The organism is Altericista sp. CCNU0014 (genome assembly GCF_044923475.1).
In the GTDB taxonomy this organism is placed as follows: domain Bacteria; phylum Cyanobacteriota; class Cyanobacteriia; order Thermosynechococcales; family Thermosynechococcaceae; genus JAAURS01.
This window is the reverse complement of record NZ_CP137338.1, coordinates 2,977,935-2,996,167: the sequence shown is the minus strand read 5'-3', so window position 1 is coordinate 2,996,167 and position 18,233 is coordinate 2,977,935. Positions and strand designations below refer to the sequence as shown.

The 18,233-nt window shown below is 49.8% G+C and carries 21 protein-coding genes; 11 read left to right on the top strand and 10 right to left on the bottom strand.

Translation table 11 applies throughout. The features are described 5' to 3' along the window. The first annotated feature begins 189 nt into the window (after window positions 1–189). Together R6H26_RS14520 and R6H26_RS14515 are read left to right on the top strand one after the other, a co-directional pair. Window positions 190–1,911, top strand: coding sequence for a slipin family protein (locus R6H26_RS14520; RefSeq protein ID WP_404783249.1), 1,722 nt, complete (start codon window positions 190–192; stop codon window positions 1,909–1,911). 173 nt (window positions 1,912–2,084) lie between these two features. Continuing rightward, window positions 2,085–2,888, top strand: coding sequence for a hypothetical protein (locus R6H26_RS14515; protein WP_404783247.1), 804 nt, complete (start codon window positions 2,085–2,087; stop codon window positions 2,886–2,888). Window positions 2,889–3,083: 195 nt separating this feature from the next. On the opposite strand, the gene R6H26_RS14510 is transcribed toward R6H26_RS14515, so the two are convergent. Both R6H26_RS14510 and R6H26_RS14505 read right to left on the bottom strand, forming a co-directional pair. After that, a complete protein-coding gene (locus tag R6H26_RS14510) occupies window positions 3,084–3,728 on the bottom strand; it encodes a hypothetical protein (RefSeq protein ID WP_404783245.1) in 645 nt (214 codons plus the stop codon). Between the two features lie 90 nt (window positions 3,729–3,818). After that, window positions 3,819–4,400: a class I SAM-dependent methyltransferase gene (locus R6H26_RS14505; protein ID WP_404783244.1), complete on the bottom strand. Its 582-nt coding sequence runs from the start codon at window positions 4,398–4,400 to the stop codon at window positions 3,819–3,821. Window positions 4,401–4,748: 348 nt separating this feature from the next. On the opposite strand from R6H26_RS14505, the gene R6H26_RS14500 reads away from it, so the two are divergent. The 3 genes from R6H26_RS14500 to R6H26_RS14490 all read left to right on the top strand — a co-directional run bounded on the left by R6H26_RS14500 (window position 4,749) and on the right by R6H26_RS14490 (window position 7,556). Then, a complete protein-coding gene (locus R6H26_RS14500) occupies window positions 4,749–5,750 on the top strand; it encodes a LysR family transcriptional regulator (protein ID WP_404783243.1) in 1,002 nt (333 codons plus the stop codon). Between the two features lie 225 nt (window positions 5,751–5,975). Next, entirely contained in the window at window positions 5,976–6,707 is a 732-nt protein-coding gene (locus R6H26_RS14495; RefSeq protein ID WP_404783241.1) for a DUF4079 domain-containing protein, read from the top strand. Between the two features lie 132 nt (window positions 6,708–6,839). Then, entirely contained in the window at window positions 6,840–7,556 is a 717-nt protein-coding gene (locus R6H26_RS14490) for a response regulator transcription factor (RefSeq protein ID WP_404783239.1), read from the top strand. Between the two features lie 24 nt (window positions 7,557–7,580). On the opposite strand, the gene R6H26_RS14485 is transcribed toward R6H26_RS14490, so the two are convergent. The 6 genes from R6H26_RS14485 to R6H26_RS14460 form a co-directional block, all read right to left on the bottom strand. Next, a complete protein-coding gene (locus tag R6H26_RS14485) occupies window positions 7,581–7,979 on the bottom strand; it encodes a type II toxin-antitoxin system VapC family toxin (protein WP_404783238.1) in 399 nt (132 codons plus the stop codon). Next, window positions 7,980–8,258: a hypothetical protein gene (locus R6H26_RS14480; RefSeq protein WP_404783236.1), complete on the bottom strand. Its 279-nt coding sequence runs from the start codon at window positions 8,256–8,258 to the stop codon at window positions 7,980–7,982. A gap of 56 nt (window positions 8,259–8,314) precedes the next feature. Beyond that, on the bottom strand, window positions 8,315–8,773 hold the full coding sequence (locus R6H26_RS14475; protein ID WP_404783234.1) for a hypothetical protein: 459 nt from the start codon (window positions 8,771–8,773) through the stop codon (window positions 8,315–8,317). 80 nt (window positions 8,774–8,853) lie between these two features. Then, window positions 8,854–9,582, bottom strand: a complete 729-nt coding sequence (locus R6H26_RS14470; RefSeq protein WP_404783232.1) for a hypothetical protein — start codon at window positions 9,580–9,582, stop codon at window positions 8,854–8,856. A gap of 163 nt (window positions 9,583–9,745) precedes the next feature. Next, window positions 9,746–11,470 (bottom strand): gamma-glutamyltransferase, encoded by a 1,725-nt coding sequence (ggt, locus tag R6H26_RS14465; protein WP_404783231.1) that lies wholly within the window; start codon window positions 11,468–11,470, stop codon window positions 9,746–9,748. A 27-nt stretch (window positions 11,471–11,497) separates the two neighbouring features. Next, a complete protein-coding gene (locus tag R6H26_RS14460) occupies window positions 11,498–11,701 on the bottom strand; it encodes a hypothetical protein (RefSeq protein WP_404783229.1) in 204 nt (67 codons plus the stop codon). Between the two features lie 86 nt (window positions 11,702–11,787). Between R6H26_RS14460 and R6H26_RS14455 the strand changes: the two genes are divergently transcribed. Together R6H26_RS14455 and R6H26_RS14450 are read left to right on the top strand one after the other, a co-directional pair. Continuing rightward, window positions 11,788–12,249, top strand: coding sequence for a nitrate reductase associated protein (locus R6H26_RS14455; RefSeq protein ID WP_404783227.1), 462 nt, complete (start codon window positions 11,788–11,790; stop codon window positions 12,247–12,249). Window positions 12,250–12,337: 88 nt separating this feature from the next. After that, window positions 12,338–12,655: a hypothetical protein gene (locus R6H26_RS14450; RefSeq protein ID WP_404783225.1), complete on the top strand. Its 318-nt coding sequence runs from the start codon at window positions 12,338–12,340 to the stop codon at window positions 12,653–12,655. A gap of 177 nt (window positions 12,656–12,832) precedes the next feature. Here the strand turns inward: R6H26_RS14450 and R6H26_RS14445 are convergent, their stop codons facing one another. Together R6H26_RS14445 and R6H26_RS14440 are read right to left on the bottom strand one after the other, a co-directional pair. Then, window positions 12,833–14,368, bottom strand: coding sequence for an anthranilate synthase component I family protein (locus R6H26_RS14445; RefSeq protein ID WP_404783223.1), 1,536 nt, complete (start codon window positions 14,366–14,368; stop codon window positions 12,833–12,835). A 59-nt stretch (window positions 14,369–14,427) separates the two neighbouring features. Continuing rightward, window positions 14,428–15,579 (bottom strand): acyl-CoA dehydrogenase family protein, encoded by a 1,152-nt coding sequence (locus R6H26_RS14440; protein WP_404783221.1) that lies wholly within the window; start codon window positions 15,577–15,579, stop codon window positions 14,428–14,430. Between the two features lie 52 nt (window positions 15,580–15,631). Here R6H26_RS14440 and R6H26_RS14435 point away from each other — a divergent pair, with 52 nt between their 5' ends. The 4 genes from R6H26_RS14435 (at window position 15,632) to R6H26_RS14420 (ending at window position 18,232) form a co-directional block, all read left to right on the top strand. After that, on the top strand, window positions 15,632–16,453 hold the full coding sequence (locus R6H26_RS14435) for a winged helix-turn-helix transcriptional regulator (protein WP_404783219.1): 822 nt from the start codon (window positions 15,632–15,634) through the stop codon (window positions 16,451–16,453). 118 nt (window positions 16,454–16,571) lie between these two features. Then, window positions 16,572–17,045: an anthrone oxygenase family protein gene (locus R6H26_RS14430; protein ID WP_404783218.1), complete on the top strand. Its 474-nt coding sequence runs from the start codon at window positions 16,572–16,574 to the stop codon at window positions 17,043–17,045. Between the two features lie 38 nt (window positions 17,046–17,083). Then, window positions 17,084–17,287 (top strand): hypothetical protein, encoded by a 204-nt coding sequence (locus tag R6H26_RS14425; RefSeq protein ID WP_404783216.1) that lies wholly within the window; start codon window positions 17,084–17,086, stop codon window positions 17,285–17,287. Between the two features lie 447 nt (window positions 17,288–17,734). Beyond that, window positions 17,735–18,232: a hypothetical protein gene (locus tag R6H26_RS14420; RefSeq protein WP_404783214.1), complete on the top strand. Its 498-nt coding sequence runs from the start codon at window positions 17,735–17,737 to the stop codon at window positions 18,230–18,232. The last annotated feature ends 1 nt before the right edge of the window (window position 18,233 follow it).

Sequence of the window (18,233 nt, the reverse complement as noted above, 5' to 3'; positions counted from 1 at the left end):
TTATGGGCATCTCGGCTCTAACGAGTCCAAGTGGTACGGGAGCGATCCCAAGGTGGTTCGAGTCCGCTATTTTCTGCTCTGCTGTGCTGGTGTTCTGCGAGACCCGCTGCCCTAGGTAAGGTCAGATCGCAGCGGTTTTCAGGCCAGCGCGATCGCCTCAATCCCACACCTGAGTAGATTTCTTCTCGGATGACGTCTTTGCCGCACTGCGGTAGAGGTCGAGGCTGTAGAACGGTCTATTTCAGAGCTGCGTTCTCTCCAGGCGCAACCTTCGGGCTGTGTGGCGAGGGAAATGGGTCTGTCAATCTGATGCGGGATGGGCGATCGCCCGCACTGCAAGCCGCGAGCACCAGCTCTAGTGGAGCTATCAACCTAGAAAACAAAATGTTTAAGACGTTTTATATCAAGCCGAATGAGCGGGGTATTTTGTACCGCCGCAGCGATTTCAAAACCATTCTGCACCCAGGAACCCATTATCTACGCTGGGGTCGCTGGACGCTGCAAACCTTTGACCTCAACCAGCCAGAGGCAAAAATCGAGAATTTAGAGCTTTTGCTGCAAACCCATCCCACAGCAATCAATGCCCATTTAGAGGTGGTGAAAACGCAATTTAATGAAGCGGCGCTGGTGCGGCTAGGGCAGCGGTGGCTTGCAGTTGGCCCCAATCAACTGCGAGCCTTTTGGCGCGGGTTTATTGAGGTGGAAACCCATCTATTTAATTTAGAAGAGAGTCTGGAATTGCTGCCTGTCTTTGTGAAGCAGTTGCGCAATGCCAAGGTGGAAGGCATTGATATCATCCAGGTATCAGAGTCTGAAATGGGTCTTTTGTATGAGCAAGGCAATTTTGTCCGTCCGCTAGAGCCAGGGGACTACGGCTTTTGGACCTTTGGCCGAAAAGTGAGCGTCCGCACGTTCGACCGCACCCAGCCTGCGCCCAATTTTCCCCTGGAGGAGGTGTTGATCGAGTGCCATTCTGAGTTTGTGGCCGCCTATTGCGAAACGGTACAGCTTGGGGTGCGCGAGGTGGCGGTGGTTCGGCACCGAGGAAAGGCGATCGCGGTTCTGCCGCCGTGCAGCCGCAAGTTGTTTTGGAAGGGCGTTGAGATTGAGGCGATCGATATTAGTACTGACTCGAAGCTGCCCGCGCGGTTGGTGGCCGAGCTGGTATCTGGGCTGGCCGATGTATTGCAGATGAGCCACGAATCTTTGCACATGCAGGAGGTCAAGGCCCAACATATTGGTCTGCTGTACGTAGATGGCGCATTTGCATCCACCCTGCCTGCGGGACTGCACGTGTGGTGGGTGTTTGGGCGCTCCATTCAAACTGAATCGGTGGATTTGCGGTTGCAAACCTTGGAGGTCTCGGGTCAGGAAATTCTGACCAAAGATAAGGTCCCTCTGCGCCTCAATCTCACGGCGGGCTATCGCATTACGGATCCGGTGCGGGCCAAAACGGAATTGTCCGATATCGATAACTTTGTATACAAGGAGCTTCAGTTTGCCCTTCGCGGAGCGGTTGGGACCCGAGGGTTGGACGCGCTTTTAGAAGACAAGGGCACGATCGATACCAGTGTGGCCGAGTATATTCGCCAAAAGACGGCAGACTATGGCATTGAGATCGAGTCTGTTGGGGTGAAGGATATTATTTTGCCGGGGGAAATTAAGGCAATTTTGTCTAAAGTTGTGGAGGCGGAGAAGGCGGCCCAGGCCAATGTGATTCGACGGCGGGAGGAGACGGCTGCGACGCGCAGTATGTTGAATACGGCGAAGGTGATGGAGGATAACCCGATCGCGCTACGGCTCAAGGAACTCGAAATTCTGGAGCGGATTGCGGAAAAGATCGAGCACATCAATATTAATGGCGGGTTAGACAGCATTTTGACCGAAGTGATTCGGATTGCGCAAAGGTAGGTTTTTGGGGCGATCGAATTGTTGCCCTTCCCATTTATTGTTTGCTAAGACCACAATTCATTGAACTACCGCCACTATACTAGAGTTGAGTTTGAGTTATTGTGTGCATACAGCCGAATCTGAGGAGCTTTGGAGCAATGCGACATCTACTAACAGTGGGGCTGAGTGGGTCAATGGTTGGCTCTGTTTTAATGGTGTTCAGTGCTCTTGGCGCTAGCGCAGCGACACTGAATACAGGCGATTTCCCAGACACCAATTTTTCATTGGTGAGCGATACACCGACATTGCTCGACCTGAAATTTGACAACAGTCCTAGGTATTTTTTTGATTCTAATTTTGTACCTGACGATAGATTTCCGCTTCAGTCTCTTGCGGCCTTTGAGGTTGAGAATGTCTTTGATGTTACCTTTATAAATGGTTTTCCTTTCGCGCCTGTAAAAAAAGGTCCTGTCGTCCCAATCTTAACCAGTGACAATTGGACGGTCTCGGCACAAAACTTGATTTTCCCTTCTGTAAGACCTGTCCCGGTTGGTTCAATCATTTTTCAACAGACAATCCCAGGTGGCAGCAATGTGCCACAGGGTGCACTGATTACCGGTAGACTTCCTATTTTTGAGTCTGGTTTGAGAAAAGTATCCTTTCTGGCTGACGCTTCCCCACCCGATACCCAAACTTGCGTCAGCGGATTTTCTTGTTCGCCCGCAAGAACATTTGGCACGGAAACTTGTTCTGCTGGCTCACCCAACTGTGTTGCATTTGAGCTGAGAACCACTCCATCGACCACTCGATCTTTCGGTTTTGCGGACTTTGAGTTGTTGGGGTTTTTCACACCTCCTAACTCACCCAAGCCTGTCTCCGAACCTTCAATGGACATTGGTGCTCTGACCGCATTTGGGATGATGTTGCTGATTCGCTCTAGAAAATTTCTCTCAAATAAAATTTTTGGAGTACTGGAGAGGGCAGAGACATCAACCTAAAAACTCAGGCTATTGAATTTAAATCTCCAGATTTTAGGATAACCCGATCGCCCTGCGGCTGAAGGAGCTGGAAATTCTGGAGCGGATTGCGGAAAAGATCGAGCACATCAATATCAATGGCGGGTTGGATAGTATCTTAACCGAGGTGATTCGGATTGCTCGGCGGTAGTTTTCGCTAACTCGTCTCCCATGAGGCTAATCTTCGCAGGCTTCGTAGTACTCGTCAGACATGGACAAAAGCGGCACATAACGATTTTGCAAAGCTGCAAACTCGTCTGCGGTGTAGGTATACGGCTGCAAGTCTAGGGAGTTAGCAATAAAAGCTAGTATTGTTTGCTGTGTCTCATTGGGAACGTACATTAAGAAATGGCGTTCTTCCGTCGGTATCCACTGCGCGTTTGCGTACACTTGCATTGCCTCTTCTGGATTGGAAGCCAATTCTCCAAGGGCGAAATATCCATAACGGAGTCCGAGGCAAAGGAATGTGCGGAAGCTTTTAGCGATAACCACATTTGTAGCGCCACCATAGTTACAGGGCATGGTTAGAATGACTGGGGATTCAGAATCGATCGCATTATCGCAAACTAGAAAACTGAAGTGTTCGCCGTCCATACCCGTTGAAGCGAATTTCAGGGTATTGATCGGCGTGCAATAATATCCGCCGTTTTCTAAATCGGTCGGCTCTTCAAGGCGGATTCCAAGAGCATCGAGCCAACGGAAGTCCTTTCCGGGCAAAAGCGTTTTTATCTCTCGCTTTAGGGCCAACAGGGCATTGAAAAGTGGCAGATCGATTTTCACGTTGGCGAGATCGATAAACTTTTTTGAGTTGCGATCGGACATAATCAGGCACTCTTATGAAGGCGTTATCAATTAGCTCATAGGCGATCGCGGATGACTTCAGTCTCAGCATTGCCTGCAAGCCATTCCGGGTTATTTAACTGCAATTCCCTTGTAGAAATAACCTGCCACGGCGGGCAAACTCGGCTCGGGAAATGTTTCGATGTCTACCTGACTGAATTGTCGTTCTACCAGTTGTCGTATATCTCTATTGAAATTGCAGCCGTCTCCCACAACGCGCTGAATGGGATTCAACCGATTTTGCCAGACCTGCACCTTGGGATTGTCGCTCAGCCCGTGCTCCACAAAAAAGAACCGACCGCCCGGCTTCAGAACGCGACGAATTTCCTGCAACGCCTGGCTCGCATTTTTAATGCTGCAAAGCGTCCAAGTACTCACCGCGCAATCGAAGGTTTCATCGGCCATGGGTAGCGATTCGCCGCTCAGCGTTTGCGATTCTATTTCAAAACGATGCGGCGTCCTTTGAATTCGCCTCGCGGCGATCGCCCGAGCGCCCGAATTATTATCGACCGCCGTCAGCTTCGTAACGGTTTCTGGATAAAACGGCAGATTCAATCCCGTCCCAAATCCAATTTCTAAAACATTGCCGCAGGTATTTGCCAGCAGCGATCGCCGATAAGCTGCAAGCGCTTCTCCAGACATCGAGGCATCCATAAGCCTTGGAAACAAATATCTAGAGTAGAAATTCATTATTCCGATATTTTCTCTAAATGCATCCGCACGGGAGAGTTGCTCTGGTGCCCTGTCCTGTCCCAGTTTAACGCGCTCTATCCTCGGGCAGCGGCTCGGATAATGCCAATAGTGAAGGAATATTACAAATTGCCGCAAGCGGACGGCCTACAGTACCGTGAGTCTAGCCATCCAAGCGGATTTTAGGGTGTTTCTTTGCGTCGTTTTGCGAGGGATAGCATCGTTCGCGGTAGACTGTCAATGCGTCCCACCCTGGAGCTGTTTCAGGATGTTTGAACCCCATTTCTCTATCCTTTGTCAGGTCTATTCACTATGTCTGACCTTCCCTTTACGCTAGACCAGCTCAGAATTTTGAAGGCGATCGCTGCAGAAGGGAGTTTCAAGCGCGCCGCAGATAGCCTGTACGTCTCTCAGCCTGCCGTCAGCCTCCAGGTTCAGAATCTAGAGCGGCAGTTGGACGTACCCCTCTTCGATCGGGGCGGACGCCGCGCTCAGCTGACCGAAGCAGGGCATTTATTGCTGGAATATGGCGATCGCATTTTGGCACTGTGCCAAGAAACCTGTCGGGCCATTGAAGATTTGCAGAATCTCCAAGGCGGAACGCTCATTATTGGAGCCAGCCAAACCACAGGCACCTACCTCATGCCCAAACTCATCGGAGTGTTTCGGCATGTCTACCCAGAAGTGGCCGTTCAGCTCCACGTCCACTCCACCCGGCGCACCTGCTGGAGCGTCGTTAACGGACAAGTAGACCTTGCCATTATCGGTGGCGAAGTCCCCCTCGAACTGCAGTCTTCTCTAGAAATTGCGCCCTACGCTGAAGATGAACTGGCCTTGGTTTTACCGATCTTTCATCCCCTTGCCCAAAAAGATACCGTTCAGCGCGAAGATTTATATCGCCTGGGGTTCATTACCTTAGACGCCCAATCCACGATCCGTAAAGTGATCGACCAGATTTTGGTGCGCGGCAATATCGACCCGCGCTTGCTGAAGGTAGAAATGGAATTGAATTCTATTGAAGCCATTAAAAATGCGGTTCAGTCAGGGTTGGGCGCTGCCTTTATCTCCGTATCGGCGATCGAAAAAGAACTGAAGTTGGGTGCCCTGAAGCGCGTCAATATCGAGAATGTGGTCATCAAGCGAACGCTTTCTTTGATCTTGAATCCCAATCGTTACCGTTCTAAGGCTTCCGAGATTTTTATCGCTAAAATTTTGCCCCAGCTTTCTACGCTTACGGCCAATATCGACTTTCTCAGTTCGCTTTCAGAAGAAGGCATCAGCGACCTAACCCCTGCAGAAGTCAGTCCTCTATAATTCAAATATCGTGTGGAGTTTAGATACCGTGCGAAGGCGATCGCATCCAAGGTCGTTCGGAGCTGCGCTTTGCGTGAGAAATCCAAAAACTGTTCTTCGACGTATTTGGGTTCAGATAAAAATATTATTGGTGATGTTCCATCTCTCGAACGCATACGGATCTTTTGCCTGCGCTGAGATTAATGTAGCGTTTAACCAAGAAACGTCCTCATTCTAAAAGGTTGTATGGCTCTCAATCTAAAAGATTATATTTTGTTGTTGCATCCAGCGATCGCCGCTGCTGTTGTATTTCCATTGATCGGTATGGTCGTTAAAATGGCGTGGCAAACCCGGCAGCGACGCCTAGAGACAGCTCAAGGCAGTAAAAGCAAGCTTCCGCCCAGCGTCGGTTCCGAGCACGTCGCGCTGGGGCGCTGGTTGACAGGTGCCGTTATCGGGATCGTCCTCCTTGCCCTAGCAAACGATATTTACGGACCGATTATTGAAGGACAGCTTTGGCAAAAAGATCCTGCGAAGGTAAGCCTTATTTCTGCATTTTTTGTCGCTACGATTGCAGCATTTGTATTGCTCTATAAAGCCCAAGCACGATTGTGGCGCGCCGTTTTTGCAACGCTAACGGGTATGGGTCTGGTCATCCTCGGCGCTCAGGAAGGGGTTTATCGCGACGACAAACACTGGTATATCTCTCATTATTACCACGGCATTGCGGCTTGCATGCTGATGATCTTCGCGCTAGCAATTTTGCGAGAAATCTATCAAGACCGCTCCAATCGCTGGCGTACGGTCCATATCGTGCTGAATTGCGCGGCGTTGGTGTTATTTGTGGGGCAGGGCTTTACTGGGTCGCGATCGCTTCTGGAAATTCCGCTGAGCTGGCAAAAAAGTCACGTTTACCAATGCAATTTCGACAACACGTCGCCGCAGTATAAAACCTGCCCTACCCCTGCTGCCAAATGAGGAATCTCAGGCGAATGTTAATATGGCGGTCGATCGAATTCGGTTGGAGGGCCAAATTTGCCTACGTTTTACTGGGCGAGGCTACCGCTCCAAGCAGTTTTAATTGCTTGGGCTTGGTGGTATGTATAACTTATGACTGGTCGATCGTTTGCCTTTAATGCTCGAACGGAACGGAGTGCGATGCACATTCTTTTAGTAGAAGATGAAGTGCCGCTGGCTCGATTTATCGAATTAGAGCTAGTGGCCGAAGGGTATCGCATTAGCGTCGCCCATGACGGGATCGCGGGATTGACGCTCGCGCGGGAGTCCATGCCAGATTTAGCTATCCTGGACTGGATGCTGCCCGGATTATCGGGGCTGGAGTTGTGCCGTCGCCTGCGAGCGACAGGGAGCAAAATACCCGTCATTTTGCTGACGGCCAAGGATGAAGTCAGCGATCGCGTTGCCGGACTGGATGCCGGAGCAGACGATTATGTGGTGAAGCCCTTTAGCATCGAAGAACTATTGGCGAGAATCCGCGCCCACCTGCGCCGCACCAACGAACCCAATTCCAACCTGCTTCAGTTTGAAGACTTAAGCCTCAATCGCAATACTCGCGAAGTCTTTCGCGGTCAGCGCTCGATTGAATTAACGGCCAAGGAATTCGACCTACTGGAGTATCTGCTCGATCATCCTCGGCAAGTTCTGACGCGGGATCGGATTTTAGAGAAGGTATGGGGGTACGACTTCATGGGGGACTCCAATATTATTGAAGTCTACATCCGTTACCTGCGTTTGAAGCTTGAAGAGAATAACGAAAAACGCCTGATCCATACCATTCGCGGCGTTGGCTATACTCTGCGAGAGTGAACGCTGCTATTGTGTTTGTTGGACTTAAGGTAAAAGTAAGCGCTGAAAACCCTCTTGCTCAAAATGGTGGTCTGTTGTCAGGGCTTCACGTATGCCGTGTTGGTGCATCAACACGAAGCTAACCGCGTCGCATAAAGAATAATTTTTATCTGGTCGCTTTATTAAAAAGTTAACGGCTTTGCAGTGTAAGGCTTTATCAACCCAGACAACTGCAATATCAGGGTTCTCAAGGAGGTCAGATACAAACGTCAGCGTTGCAAGCCTTGAAAAACGTCGAACCAGAGCCAAGGCAACAAATTCAGATAAAACGTAGCTGTGCGTTAAATTTTGACTGGATGCATTCAAAAATTGTACTGCTTGCCAATGCTGTCGTTCGCTTTTATGGACGTAACACAGTAAGCCTGATGTATCAAGCAGTAGCACCTAGCCTACATCTCCGCTGTATGCCCTAACCAAATCAGCATCTATGCTGTTATTGTCCGCTCCGGTTGGATAGCCTAAATCAATAGCTCCAGCATGACGGCGGAAACGCTGACGTGCGTTTTCATTCTCGATGTCAGTCTTTTGGTAGCTTGATGGACCACTTTGCTGATCAAGGGTGATTTTAATCAACTCCAATAAAGAGATGCCAGCACTTTCAGCTTTTTGTTTTAGGGCGGCACAGACTTCGTCTGATAATTCTAGGGTGATTACTTGACTCATTGCTTTATCTCTACTAAACCCCTTTTTATAAAGTTAGGTTAACATGAAGATAGTACTTATAATCTAGCACGTTTTCTAACAGGAAGGCGAGAGTCTAAATCTATTCTGTAATTAGCACATTCATTACGAATATTGGTTGCCCCATTAAGTGCCCAATGAACCCGCTCTTTAGCGTAATCAGCACCACAAGAACTTACACCATGTACAAGTCGATGGCGTAGTCGGAATGCTCGGACAACACCATTCCAATCTTTCACTACGTCTCCAGGCAACCTTCGATTTATCTTTGGAAATACTTCCTCTTTCCAAAGATCCTTATATCTATCACATCCATGACATCGGTTCAGTTTTTCTCTAACTTCCACGTTTGAGGATTTTCCCAAAGCAATGATCGCACGTCGAACTGTCCATTCAAAATGAACGACTGCAAGTAGAGATGCTAATGCTGGATCTTCATTTTGAAGTTGTTTGATTCGTTCTTCACGAAATTCACTAGAATCTTTAACTAAAAACATACATTCAATTGAATTCTTAATAAATAATTCTGTTTAATAGGAAAATTTACATAGGGGAAAATCAGAAAAACCGTTTTATTTTAACGTCGTTCTTCCCAAGTATGATTATTAAGTCTTTCAGATATGCATTGATCAAGATCTTTTCTTTGTAGATTTGTACAGGTAATATAGTATTGTACATATAGTTCTTCAAACGTCTGCTTTTCATCTACCAAAGGCTTAGTTGAATAACTTTCTTTTGGAAACACAAAAAAAGCTATAATACAAAGCCCCGACAATCCGATCATGAACTTATGTATAGGTCTCATGTTTCTTGGCCATTCAATTTTTTTAATATTTTGAGATTGATCACTTCCTACTTTATTTACAACTTTATTTTCTATAGGTAATTCCAGTTCATTAACTCGACTTTCAACTTGATCTTTAACTTGAGGGTCGCTTATTTGTTGAGATTGGATCGATATTTGTACCTGATCTTTTACAAATTTAGCTGCTAAGATGCTTTGCCAAGTCTTCTTGCTCGTTATAGCAAGAAACCTTTGTCCATCCTCTAATTCACATGAAAAACAGACTTCAGTCTTGTTTCCGCCTGATAAAATTCCAGCCAAGCCACCTACAGCTAATCCAATGCCACCTGTCAGCAATCCACCTACGAGTGCGCCCGCGAAACTCCAGCCAGCGCTGCCAGCTAACTTCTTAAGCTTATCTTCAGTTTGTAATTCAGCACTTTTGATTGAATTCAATAATATTCTCTGTTTTCCCTGTAGTAAATCACCAGCGAGAACCTTGACATCTATTGAATGTGCCATATTATCTTTGCAAAATTTTTTTATCTAGTTATAAGGTGCCCTAAAGTTATCCACAATCGATCGCTTCAGTCAGTTAGCTACTGAATTCTTCCAACAAGTGAATATATCCAGATCCAAGACCTCAATCACAAAGTCTGCCGCCCCATTTTATGGTTAAGCTGTCTCAATATCCGACGGCACTCCCCTCGCCGCGAGGATCGGCAGCGCCTTCGAGGGTGTTATCTGGTTTGACGAGAATTAAATTTGCATTCCCCCAAGGCGATCGCTCCTCTACAACCTGCCCCTTTGCCTGAAGCGCTTTTAGAACACTCGGATCGAACCCATCTTTTTCGACCCGAAGCCGATCGGGGAGCCATTGATTGTGGATGCGGGGTGCAGAGACAGCCTGTCCTGCATCCATTTTGTAGACCAAGCTGTTGAGCAAGATCTGAAACACCGTCGTGATAATCGTGCTGCCCCCCGGCGAACCGACTGCGAGCTTGAACTGCCCGCCCTCCGTCACGATGGTTGGCGTCATGCTAGAGAGCGGAATTTTGCCAGGGGCGATCGCGTTGGCTTGCTGGCCGACTAATCCAAAGGCATTGGGCGTATTAGGGGCAATGGCAAAATCGTCCATCTCATTGTTGAGCAAAATACCAGTGCCAGCCGCAACGACGCCAGCACCGAAGTTCAAGTTCACCGTAAACGTGAGGCTGACGGCATTTCGATCTGGGTCCACCACGGATAAGTGGCTGGTTTCGGTCGATTCAGTTTTTTTCGAAAATCTCCGCAGGAATTCTGGCGAGCTGGCTTTGACCTCAGCCGCGGCCCGCGCCCGACCCATAGAAATTTCGCGGCTGCGTTGGGCTGCATAGGCGGGGTCGATCAAGGCGGCCACGGGCACTCGCACAAAACCCGGATCGCCCAGGTGGATCGCGCGATCGGCGTAGGCAATTTTCATGGACTCTGCCATAAAGTGGAGCGCGTCGGGGCTGTGCCGGGGCTGAGACTCCAACTTAGAACCGCTCCAGAGATTTAAAAGCTGAATCAGGTGCACTCCCCCAGAGGAGGGCGGCGGCATGGAGCACACTTGCATTTGTTTGAAGGAGCCGCAGACCGGCGATCGCCAAGTGGGTTTGTAAGTTTTTAGGTCTTCTAGGGTTACTAATCCACCATTGCGCTGCATATCGCGGGTAATGGCACTGGCGATCTCTCCGGTATAAAAATCCTGCGGGTTTTTGGCAATAATCCTTAGCGTGCGCCCTAAATCTTTTTGAGTGAGACGATCGCCAGGGTTAAAGGGCTGGCCGTTACGGGTAAAAATAGTTCGCGCTGCGGGGTTGCGATCGAGCATCGGGAGACGGTCTCGGGTGGCTTGAGCGAGGCGATTGCTGACGATAAACCCCCGTTCTGCCAACCCAACAGCAGGCGCTACGACTGTTGACCAAGGTAAGCGACCGTAACGCTGCTGCACTTCGCTCAGTCCGGCGATCGTGCCCGGAACCCCAACGGATAGAAATCCATCGGTGCTGGCATTGGGCCGCACCTTGCCCTGAGCGTCTAGATACATCGTCGCGGTGGCTTTGAGGGGTGCTTTCTCGCGAAAGTCGAGCGCTTTAAGGTCGCCTGTTGCAGCTTGCCGGAGCAGTAAAAAGCCACCGCCACCGATGCCCGCAGAGAAGGGTTCTACGACAGAAACGGCCAAGGTCGTGGCAACGGCTGCGTCTACCGCATTTCCACCTTTCCTGAGAATCGACAACCCGACATCGCTGGCCAGGGGATAGGCTGAGGTCACCATGCCGCGATCGCTGCGAATCGTTTGCCCGGAAATACCCCAAGCCACCTGAGGGCCAATGCCTGTAGACAGGAAAACCCAGGCTAGGGCGATCGTTTTTTGCCGATGTTGCATGGTGGTAAGGAATGAGTTGCTCTACCTTCACAGTAGTAGAGACGAGTTGCGAACGACTACCTTCAGCAGTCGTTCGGGAAATCTCGCTGTAGCAAACTGCATCGACGATCGAGGAGATTCAACCCTAAACGATCGCGCGGGTCGATCGGCGATCGCGTAGGATTGAGTTGGGATGCGAAAGCATTGACCAAACTGATGGATGGAGAAATAACCTCGAATGTTTTGGGGCAAAACCGCGATGGAGAGTATCCATCACGCGCTATTTCGATCTGAATCGCATTATGCTTAAGTGTTTTTGAAGATAAACCCCGAGAAGAATGACTTCCAATGCTTCTGTATTTTTTCAATTTGAATCCGACTTTGTCGAGTCTTTACGCTGTATCCCGATGATAGTCCGCTTTAACCTCGATACCTGCGGTATTAAGCTCAAGCTAGAGCACTGGCATCGGTTTACAGAGGTCGATCGGCAACAACTCGTCTGTCTTCCGTGCGAAACGACAGAAGATATTGCGAACTATCGAAAGTACGTGTCGAACTTAGTCTTGCTGTACGCCCAGACCCCGGCATCTGAGCTACCTATAGACGAACATCCTGCTTGGCTCGATGCCAATAGTATTCCCCTATCGGTTCGGGAAAAAGCTGATTCCGTGGGGGCATCGCTGAGTCTCGAACAGTGGAAAACTTTAAAGCCAATTCAGCGCTTCGCACTCATTAAGCTCAGTCGATCCAGTCACGAAAATCGTAATTTTTTGCCCGCTCTACAGGAGTTTCTCGGTTAAAACTCAAACATTTTTAGGTTGGCAAAATGCAACCGGCCTGTATCCTGTATTCTAAAGGAAGAAAGCACTTTAGCTGAAATATTGAATTATGCGACGTGGCGACATCGTACAGTTGAAACAACCCATCCAAATCCGTTCGAGTTACCTTGAAGAATTTACCCATGGAATCATCGCCGCTCGGATCAAAACAAAGGCCGATCGCCTGCCCGACGAACCCTCGTCCTCAAAATCCACGATCGAGGAACTGATTATCTACGCGTACAATCCAGAGACTCGCAAAATCTGTTTAGAAGAAGATGGCGTTCCCATCTTGTTTGATGTTCGGATTAGCGAAGTCGCTTTATTTAAAGCGGTGAAAAACCGCACCGATGAAATTCAGGATGAAGTCAATCGCTTAGAGCATTAACCTCTATTTTTGAGCAATATTCCTTTAGCAGTAAGTTAACTCGAAATCCTTTGACAGTTAAAACAAATATATTTTGTCCTAGCAAACTTTTCTGCACGAGATAACAGGTCAAGTTTCTGCAATGGAAATTGCATTGTCGTAAAGTGGCGATCGCCGCCTTACAATACCTTTTGTAACTCAAGAAAGCGCTAAAAACCGAATCGCTTCTAATAGCCCTCTCGCCTTATTGAGCGTTTCTTCATACTCCAACTCGGGTACCGAGTCTGCCACTAACCCAGCCCCTGCCTGAACGCTCACGCAATGGTTCTCGCCATCCTTTTGCACGATCATCGTGCGAATGGTAATGGCGGAGTTGAGTTGACCTTCAAAATCGTAGTAGCCGTATACGCCAGAATAAGGCCCTCGGCGACAGCCTTCCAGTTCGTGGATAATTTCCATGGCCCGGATCTTGGGCGCGCCGCTGACCGTCCCGGCGGGGAAGCAGGCTTTGAGTAAATCCCAGGCAGTTTTGCCAGGAGCCAATTCTCCAATCACGTTGCTGACGATATGCATGACGTGAGAGTAGCGCTCGATGACCATCAGCGCCTCTGGTTCCACCTGGACGCTGCCGTTAATGCAGACCCGCCCTAGGTCATTGCGGCCCAGGTCCACCAGCATGACGTGTTCTGCAACTTCCTTAGGATCTCGCAGCAGATCTTTTTCGTAGGCTTGGTCTTCGGCAAAGGTCTTACCGCGAGGACGGGTGCCTGCAATGGGCCGCACGGTTGCCAGCAAGGGCGCATCTGGATCCACCTGCCGCTCGGCTTTGACCATTACTTCTGGACTAGATCCGATGAGCTGCCAATCTTTGAAGTTCATGAAAGACATGTAGGGCGAGGGATTGATCAGCCGCAGCGATCGATACAGCATGAACGGATCGCCTTCATAGGGCACCGACAGCCGTTGGGACAGCACGACCTGAAAAATATCTCCGGCTTTGATATAGTCCTTGGCTTTGACGACGTTGGCGCAAAACTGCGCTTGGGAAACGCTGCTTTTAAAAGCGACGGGTTGGCTGGAAACAGCATTCGGTTGGCTGGTGAGTTCGATCAGCGTGCGATTGAGCGGGTGCTTGAGCCGTTGGACGAGGACATCGATGCGATCGCAGACTTTTGCATAGGCTTGCTTGAGGTCGGCTTCTTCCCGCAGATCGGCATAGGCAATCACGTAGGTTTTGCGCTTCACCTGGTCAAAAATCAGTAAATTATCCACCTGCATCCATAGCCCGTCCGGTAAATCTTCCGGGGCGGGCGGATGCACGGGCACGCGCGGTTCGATCCAGCGAATTAATTCGTAGCCCCAAAACCCAAACAGCCCGCCAATCCCCGCCGGCAGTTGAGGCAGTTTGACCGGATGGTAGGGTTTCAGGCAGTCTGCTAGAACCTCAAAAGGATTGCCCGTAAAGGTCTCAACAGTGCCGTTGCGATGGGTTTGAGTGGTGCGATCGCCCCGCGACTCCAGCACCCACAGCGGATCGCAGCCCAAAAAGCTGTAGCGACCGATATGCTCGCCCCCTTCGACGGACTCTAGCAAAAAGCTATAGGGTTGCCCCGCGCAGACTCGGTACCAAGCCGAGACAGGCGTATCGAGATCGGCTACCCACTCGCGATACACCGGGATAAAGTTGCCGCCCCGAGCCAGCTGTGCAAATTGGTCAAAATCAGGAAAATTCATGAATTCGCAAGCACCCTATCCAACGCTCGATCCAATCGATCTTGTCTTAAAACAATATCCTACAAAGAAGACATATCCCACCCCAGTGCCAGTTGGCCCGATAGCTTGCGCTGAGCCTCCTCCCGCAATGGGTGATAGCGCGCTCCTTGCAGGTCGCGGAACAATTTCTCCAAACCCAACTTGCGATAGAATGCACTTCCCCCCGCAATGTCCATTGCCAAATCAGCGACGTTGAGCACCGCTTTGGCCGCGAGCGCCCGTCCAGTCATAATTTGATTCGTGGTTTCAAAGCTCGGTTGACTCGCGACTGCCGTTGAAATCATATGCTGAAGCGCCAACTGAGCAGCCATCAATTTATTGTCTAGACCTCCCACCCGATAGCATAAATGTTCGTCGGTGCGGTGATTCGCGACCAGTCGAACGGCGCGATCTCGGGCTGCTTCTGCAATGCCGACGTAAACGGAATAAATCAACGGAATCGCCACCATCGAGATTAGATGAAATATAAAATGCCACTTCCCTTGCTCTCGCCGTAGCGTAATAGCAGCATCCGGGACAAAAACATTTGAGAGGACGACATCGTGGGAACCCGTTCCCCGCATTCCCATAGATTGCCAGGTGGGTTCGATCGCGACGCCCTGGGCATTCATGGGAACCGCAAAATGCAATACCGTAGGCCCCAGTTCTGGGTCTTCATAAATCGCACTGGTCATCAATAAATTCGCAGCAGGCGCGCCGCTCGCAAATACTTTACGCGCTGTAACCAGAAATCCGCCTTCCGATTTTACTGCAATGCCACTGCTCTGCAACCAGTCCGATCCGCCACTGCTGAGCAGGATCGACTGCTCCGCTGCGACTCGTCGGAGCAATCCATCCACGGGTGCGTTCTGATTGCGCCAGCGCCAAGCAGGGATCGCGACCTGATGGACGTGCATGGAAAATGCCAGCGCCGTCGAGCTGCAATGGCGTCCTAAGATGCGCAGAACGGTGCAGAGATCGGTATAGCTGGCTCCGCCGCCGCCCAGTTCGAGCGGCACCCCCGCAGCTATCAATCCAGCCGATTTCAATTTGGCAATGTTATCGGCCACAAATAAGTCTGATTCGTCCGCATCCGTCTCGCTTGCTGCGAACTGTTTTCCTAAAGATTCTGCCAGGGAAGACCAATCCGTGGTTTGCTGGTGCATCGCGAGTGGAGTCTGTAGTTCCAACATAATCGTGTTCCTTTAAATCTTGCGATGCTTTTATTGTGATTTGTCAAACAAGGTGATACAAGTTCAATATCTGAACCTGATGTTCGCCCTCGATCGAAGCTTTATGAGAAAGGGGTATGGGCAATTTTGTCCGGTGGCAAAGGCGGCGGAAGTCATTGGCGATCGCTGGAACCCTTTGGTGCTGAGAGAAATGCTGTACGGCAATCGCTTGTTTAATGACATCAGTCGTGGCGTACCGCTCATGTCGCGCGCGCTCTTGGCACAACGACTCAAGGAGTTGGAGAAAGCGGGTATTGTCATCAGCTATGAGAAGGAAACGGGGAAGGGATACGAGTACGTTTTAACGGCGGCAGGCGAGGCGTTGCGACCGCTGATTGAGGCGATGGGCGTTTGGGCGCAGCAATGGGGCAGCGAGCAAATCGACCCAGAGGACTTGGACGATGCCTTATTGATGTGGGGCATGAGGCGACGGGTAAACCTTGAGTCGGTACCCGCGCAAAAAATTGTACTCCAGTTCGATTTTCGAGGTTTGAGGAGAGGGAGTAAAACGCATCGCAGTTGGTGGATGGCGATCGAAGATGGCGAGGTGGATGTGTGCCAAAAAGATCCGGGGTTTGAGGTGAATATTGTAATCTCGGCAGATCTCAGTGCTTTTACCCACGTATGGATGGGATATACCGATCTGAATGTTGCTTCCAAGCAAGGGGCAGTTTGTATCGAGGGCGATCGCGATTTCGTTCGTCAGGTGCCAACTTGGCTCTATCTCAATGGCGAATGGCGTTACGGGATGGGAATCGATCGCTCCGCAGCGCAACTCATGCGGGCTAAGATGCGGGGTTTAGCAGAAGTACAAAGTTGTGTTGAGAATGATTGAGTTTTCTAGCAGATTGAAACGCTCTCAAGAAAAATTATCTTATTTCTTTGCGCGACTGCAATTATTTTAGCCAGACAGTTCAATTCATCCCTTTTTGCCAACAACTGAGGAGAAAACTATGTTTTTAGTTCAGATCTCGCTTGGCATTGCAATCGTTTCAACGGGCTTGTTCACCGGACTGGTATTGACGATGCTGTTTATCTTCCAGCCATTACTGGATCGATTGTCGGCAACCGAGTATGCTGAACTGATGCAGCGTTTTCTCAAGGTAGCACGGCGATCGCCCCTCAATATCGCCCTGATGCTGATCTCAATCTTTGCTCCTATCCCTGCATTGTTTGGCTTCTATCAATCTTCAAACTGGCGTGCGTTTGGATTGGCATCCATCGGACTCACGATCTTTTTTGTGGGCATGTTTTGGGTCTCTCGCTTTTTCAATGAACCACTTTATGACCAAATTTTAGGCTGGACGGTGCAAAGCCCTCCGCCAGACTGGCAAGCGGCACGGCAGCAATGGTATGTTCTTAACCTCGTTCGCGGATGGGCGTCAGGCAGCGCCTTTGTCCTTTTCCTGATTACCCTGAATCTCTAGCGCGAATCGAGAGGAGGTTAGGGACTGAGGAGAGATTGTTGACGATCGATCTCGGGGCGATCGCGTTGAGCATGTTGCGCGTGGAAGGCTGGGGCAAACAAATCCACTCGGTGCGCGCGGGTTGGGACATGGCTGAACAGATCGAGCAGCCGTTGATGGGTGTCCGCTGGGAGGAAGGGCTAGGCAAGCCGCTCGACATTTGGCGACAGGAGTTGAACATCGAGCCCATCCGCACGGGGTAAAACAGTTGGTACGAGGTTCTGTCCGGCCTCGATCTTTAGAGCCAACTTTAGCGCCAAGTTGGTCGGCTTTCCCTGTACAGATCGGGTTCGCGATCGCGGCCCAGCAAACATTTCCATCAGTCTGTTTAAGCTCGTCGGGGATGCGATCGCCTTACTTAGCTGCAAGTAGGGCGATCGTGACCTGTCTACAACCCTGGTGCAGCGGACGGTATTGAGATCCTGATGGTGATGCAAAGCTAATCTGCCGCTGCTGACCAAGACCGTTAGACTGCTCAAAAAAGTTGCACAAGCGTTTGGAGATAACTATCATTCATAAGCAAAGCACGAGGCAGACTGCGATGATTGATGTTGGGCTAACTCACGTAGCGCTCCCCGTTACAGATATTGAGCAATGTATTCAGTTTTACTCTGATTATGCTCAAATGCAGGTCATTCATCGTCGCCTAAATGTCTAGCATAAATCTCATTCGCTTAGGCGGACTCGCAGCAATCCTTGCCGGAATCCTACGCGGAGTAAATTCGTTTGTCTCCAGCGATGCTCCTATTGTCGCCATACTTTACCTCCTAACGGATATCTTCATCCTATTTGGAATGATTGGCATTTACGGATTTCAGCATCAGGAAGCTAGATTGTGGGGATTTTTGGGATTTCTACTCGCTATCATTGGCATTGCAATCATACGGACTGGAGCAATAGCTGGCGTCAGTTTGTACGCGATCGGAGCTTCGATATTTACAGCAGGTCTGAGCTTGTTAGCAGTTGGCTCTTGGATAGCAAGAAAGCTCCCCCGCTGGATACCGATCTTTTGGGTAATTTCAACGATCGTAGGATTCATTGGGTATTTCATACCAGGTCTTAGCCTATTGTTTGTCATATCTGGGGTAACCTTCGGCATTAGTTTTGCCGGAGCAGGTATCAAGGTATGGTCAGCAGCATCCAAATAAC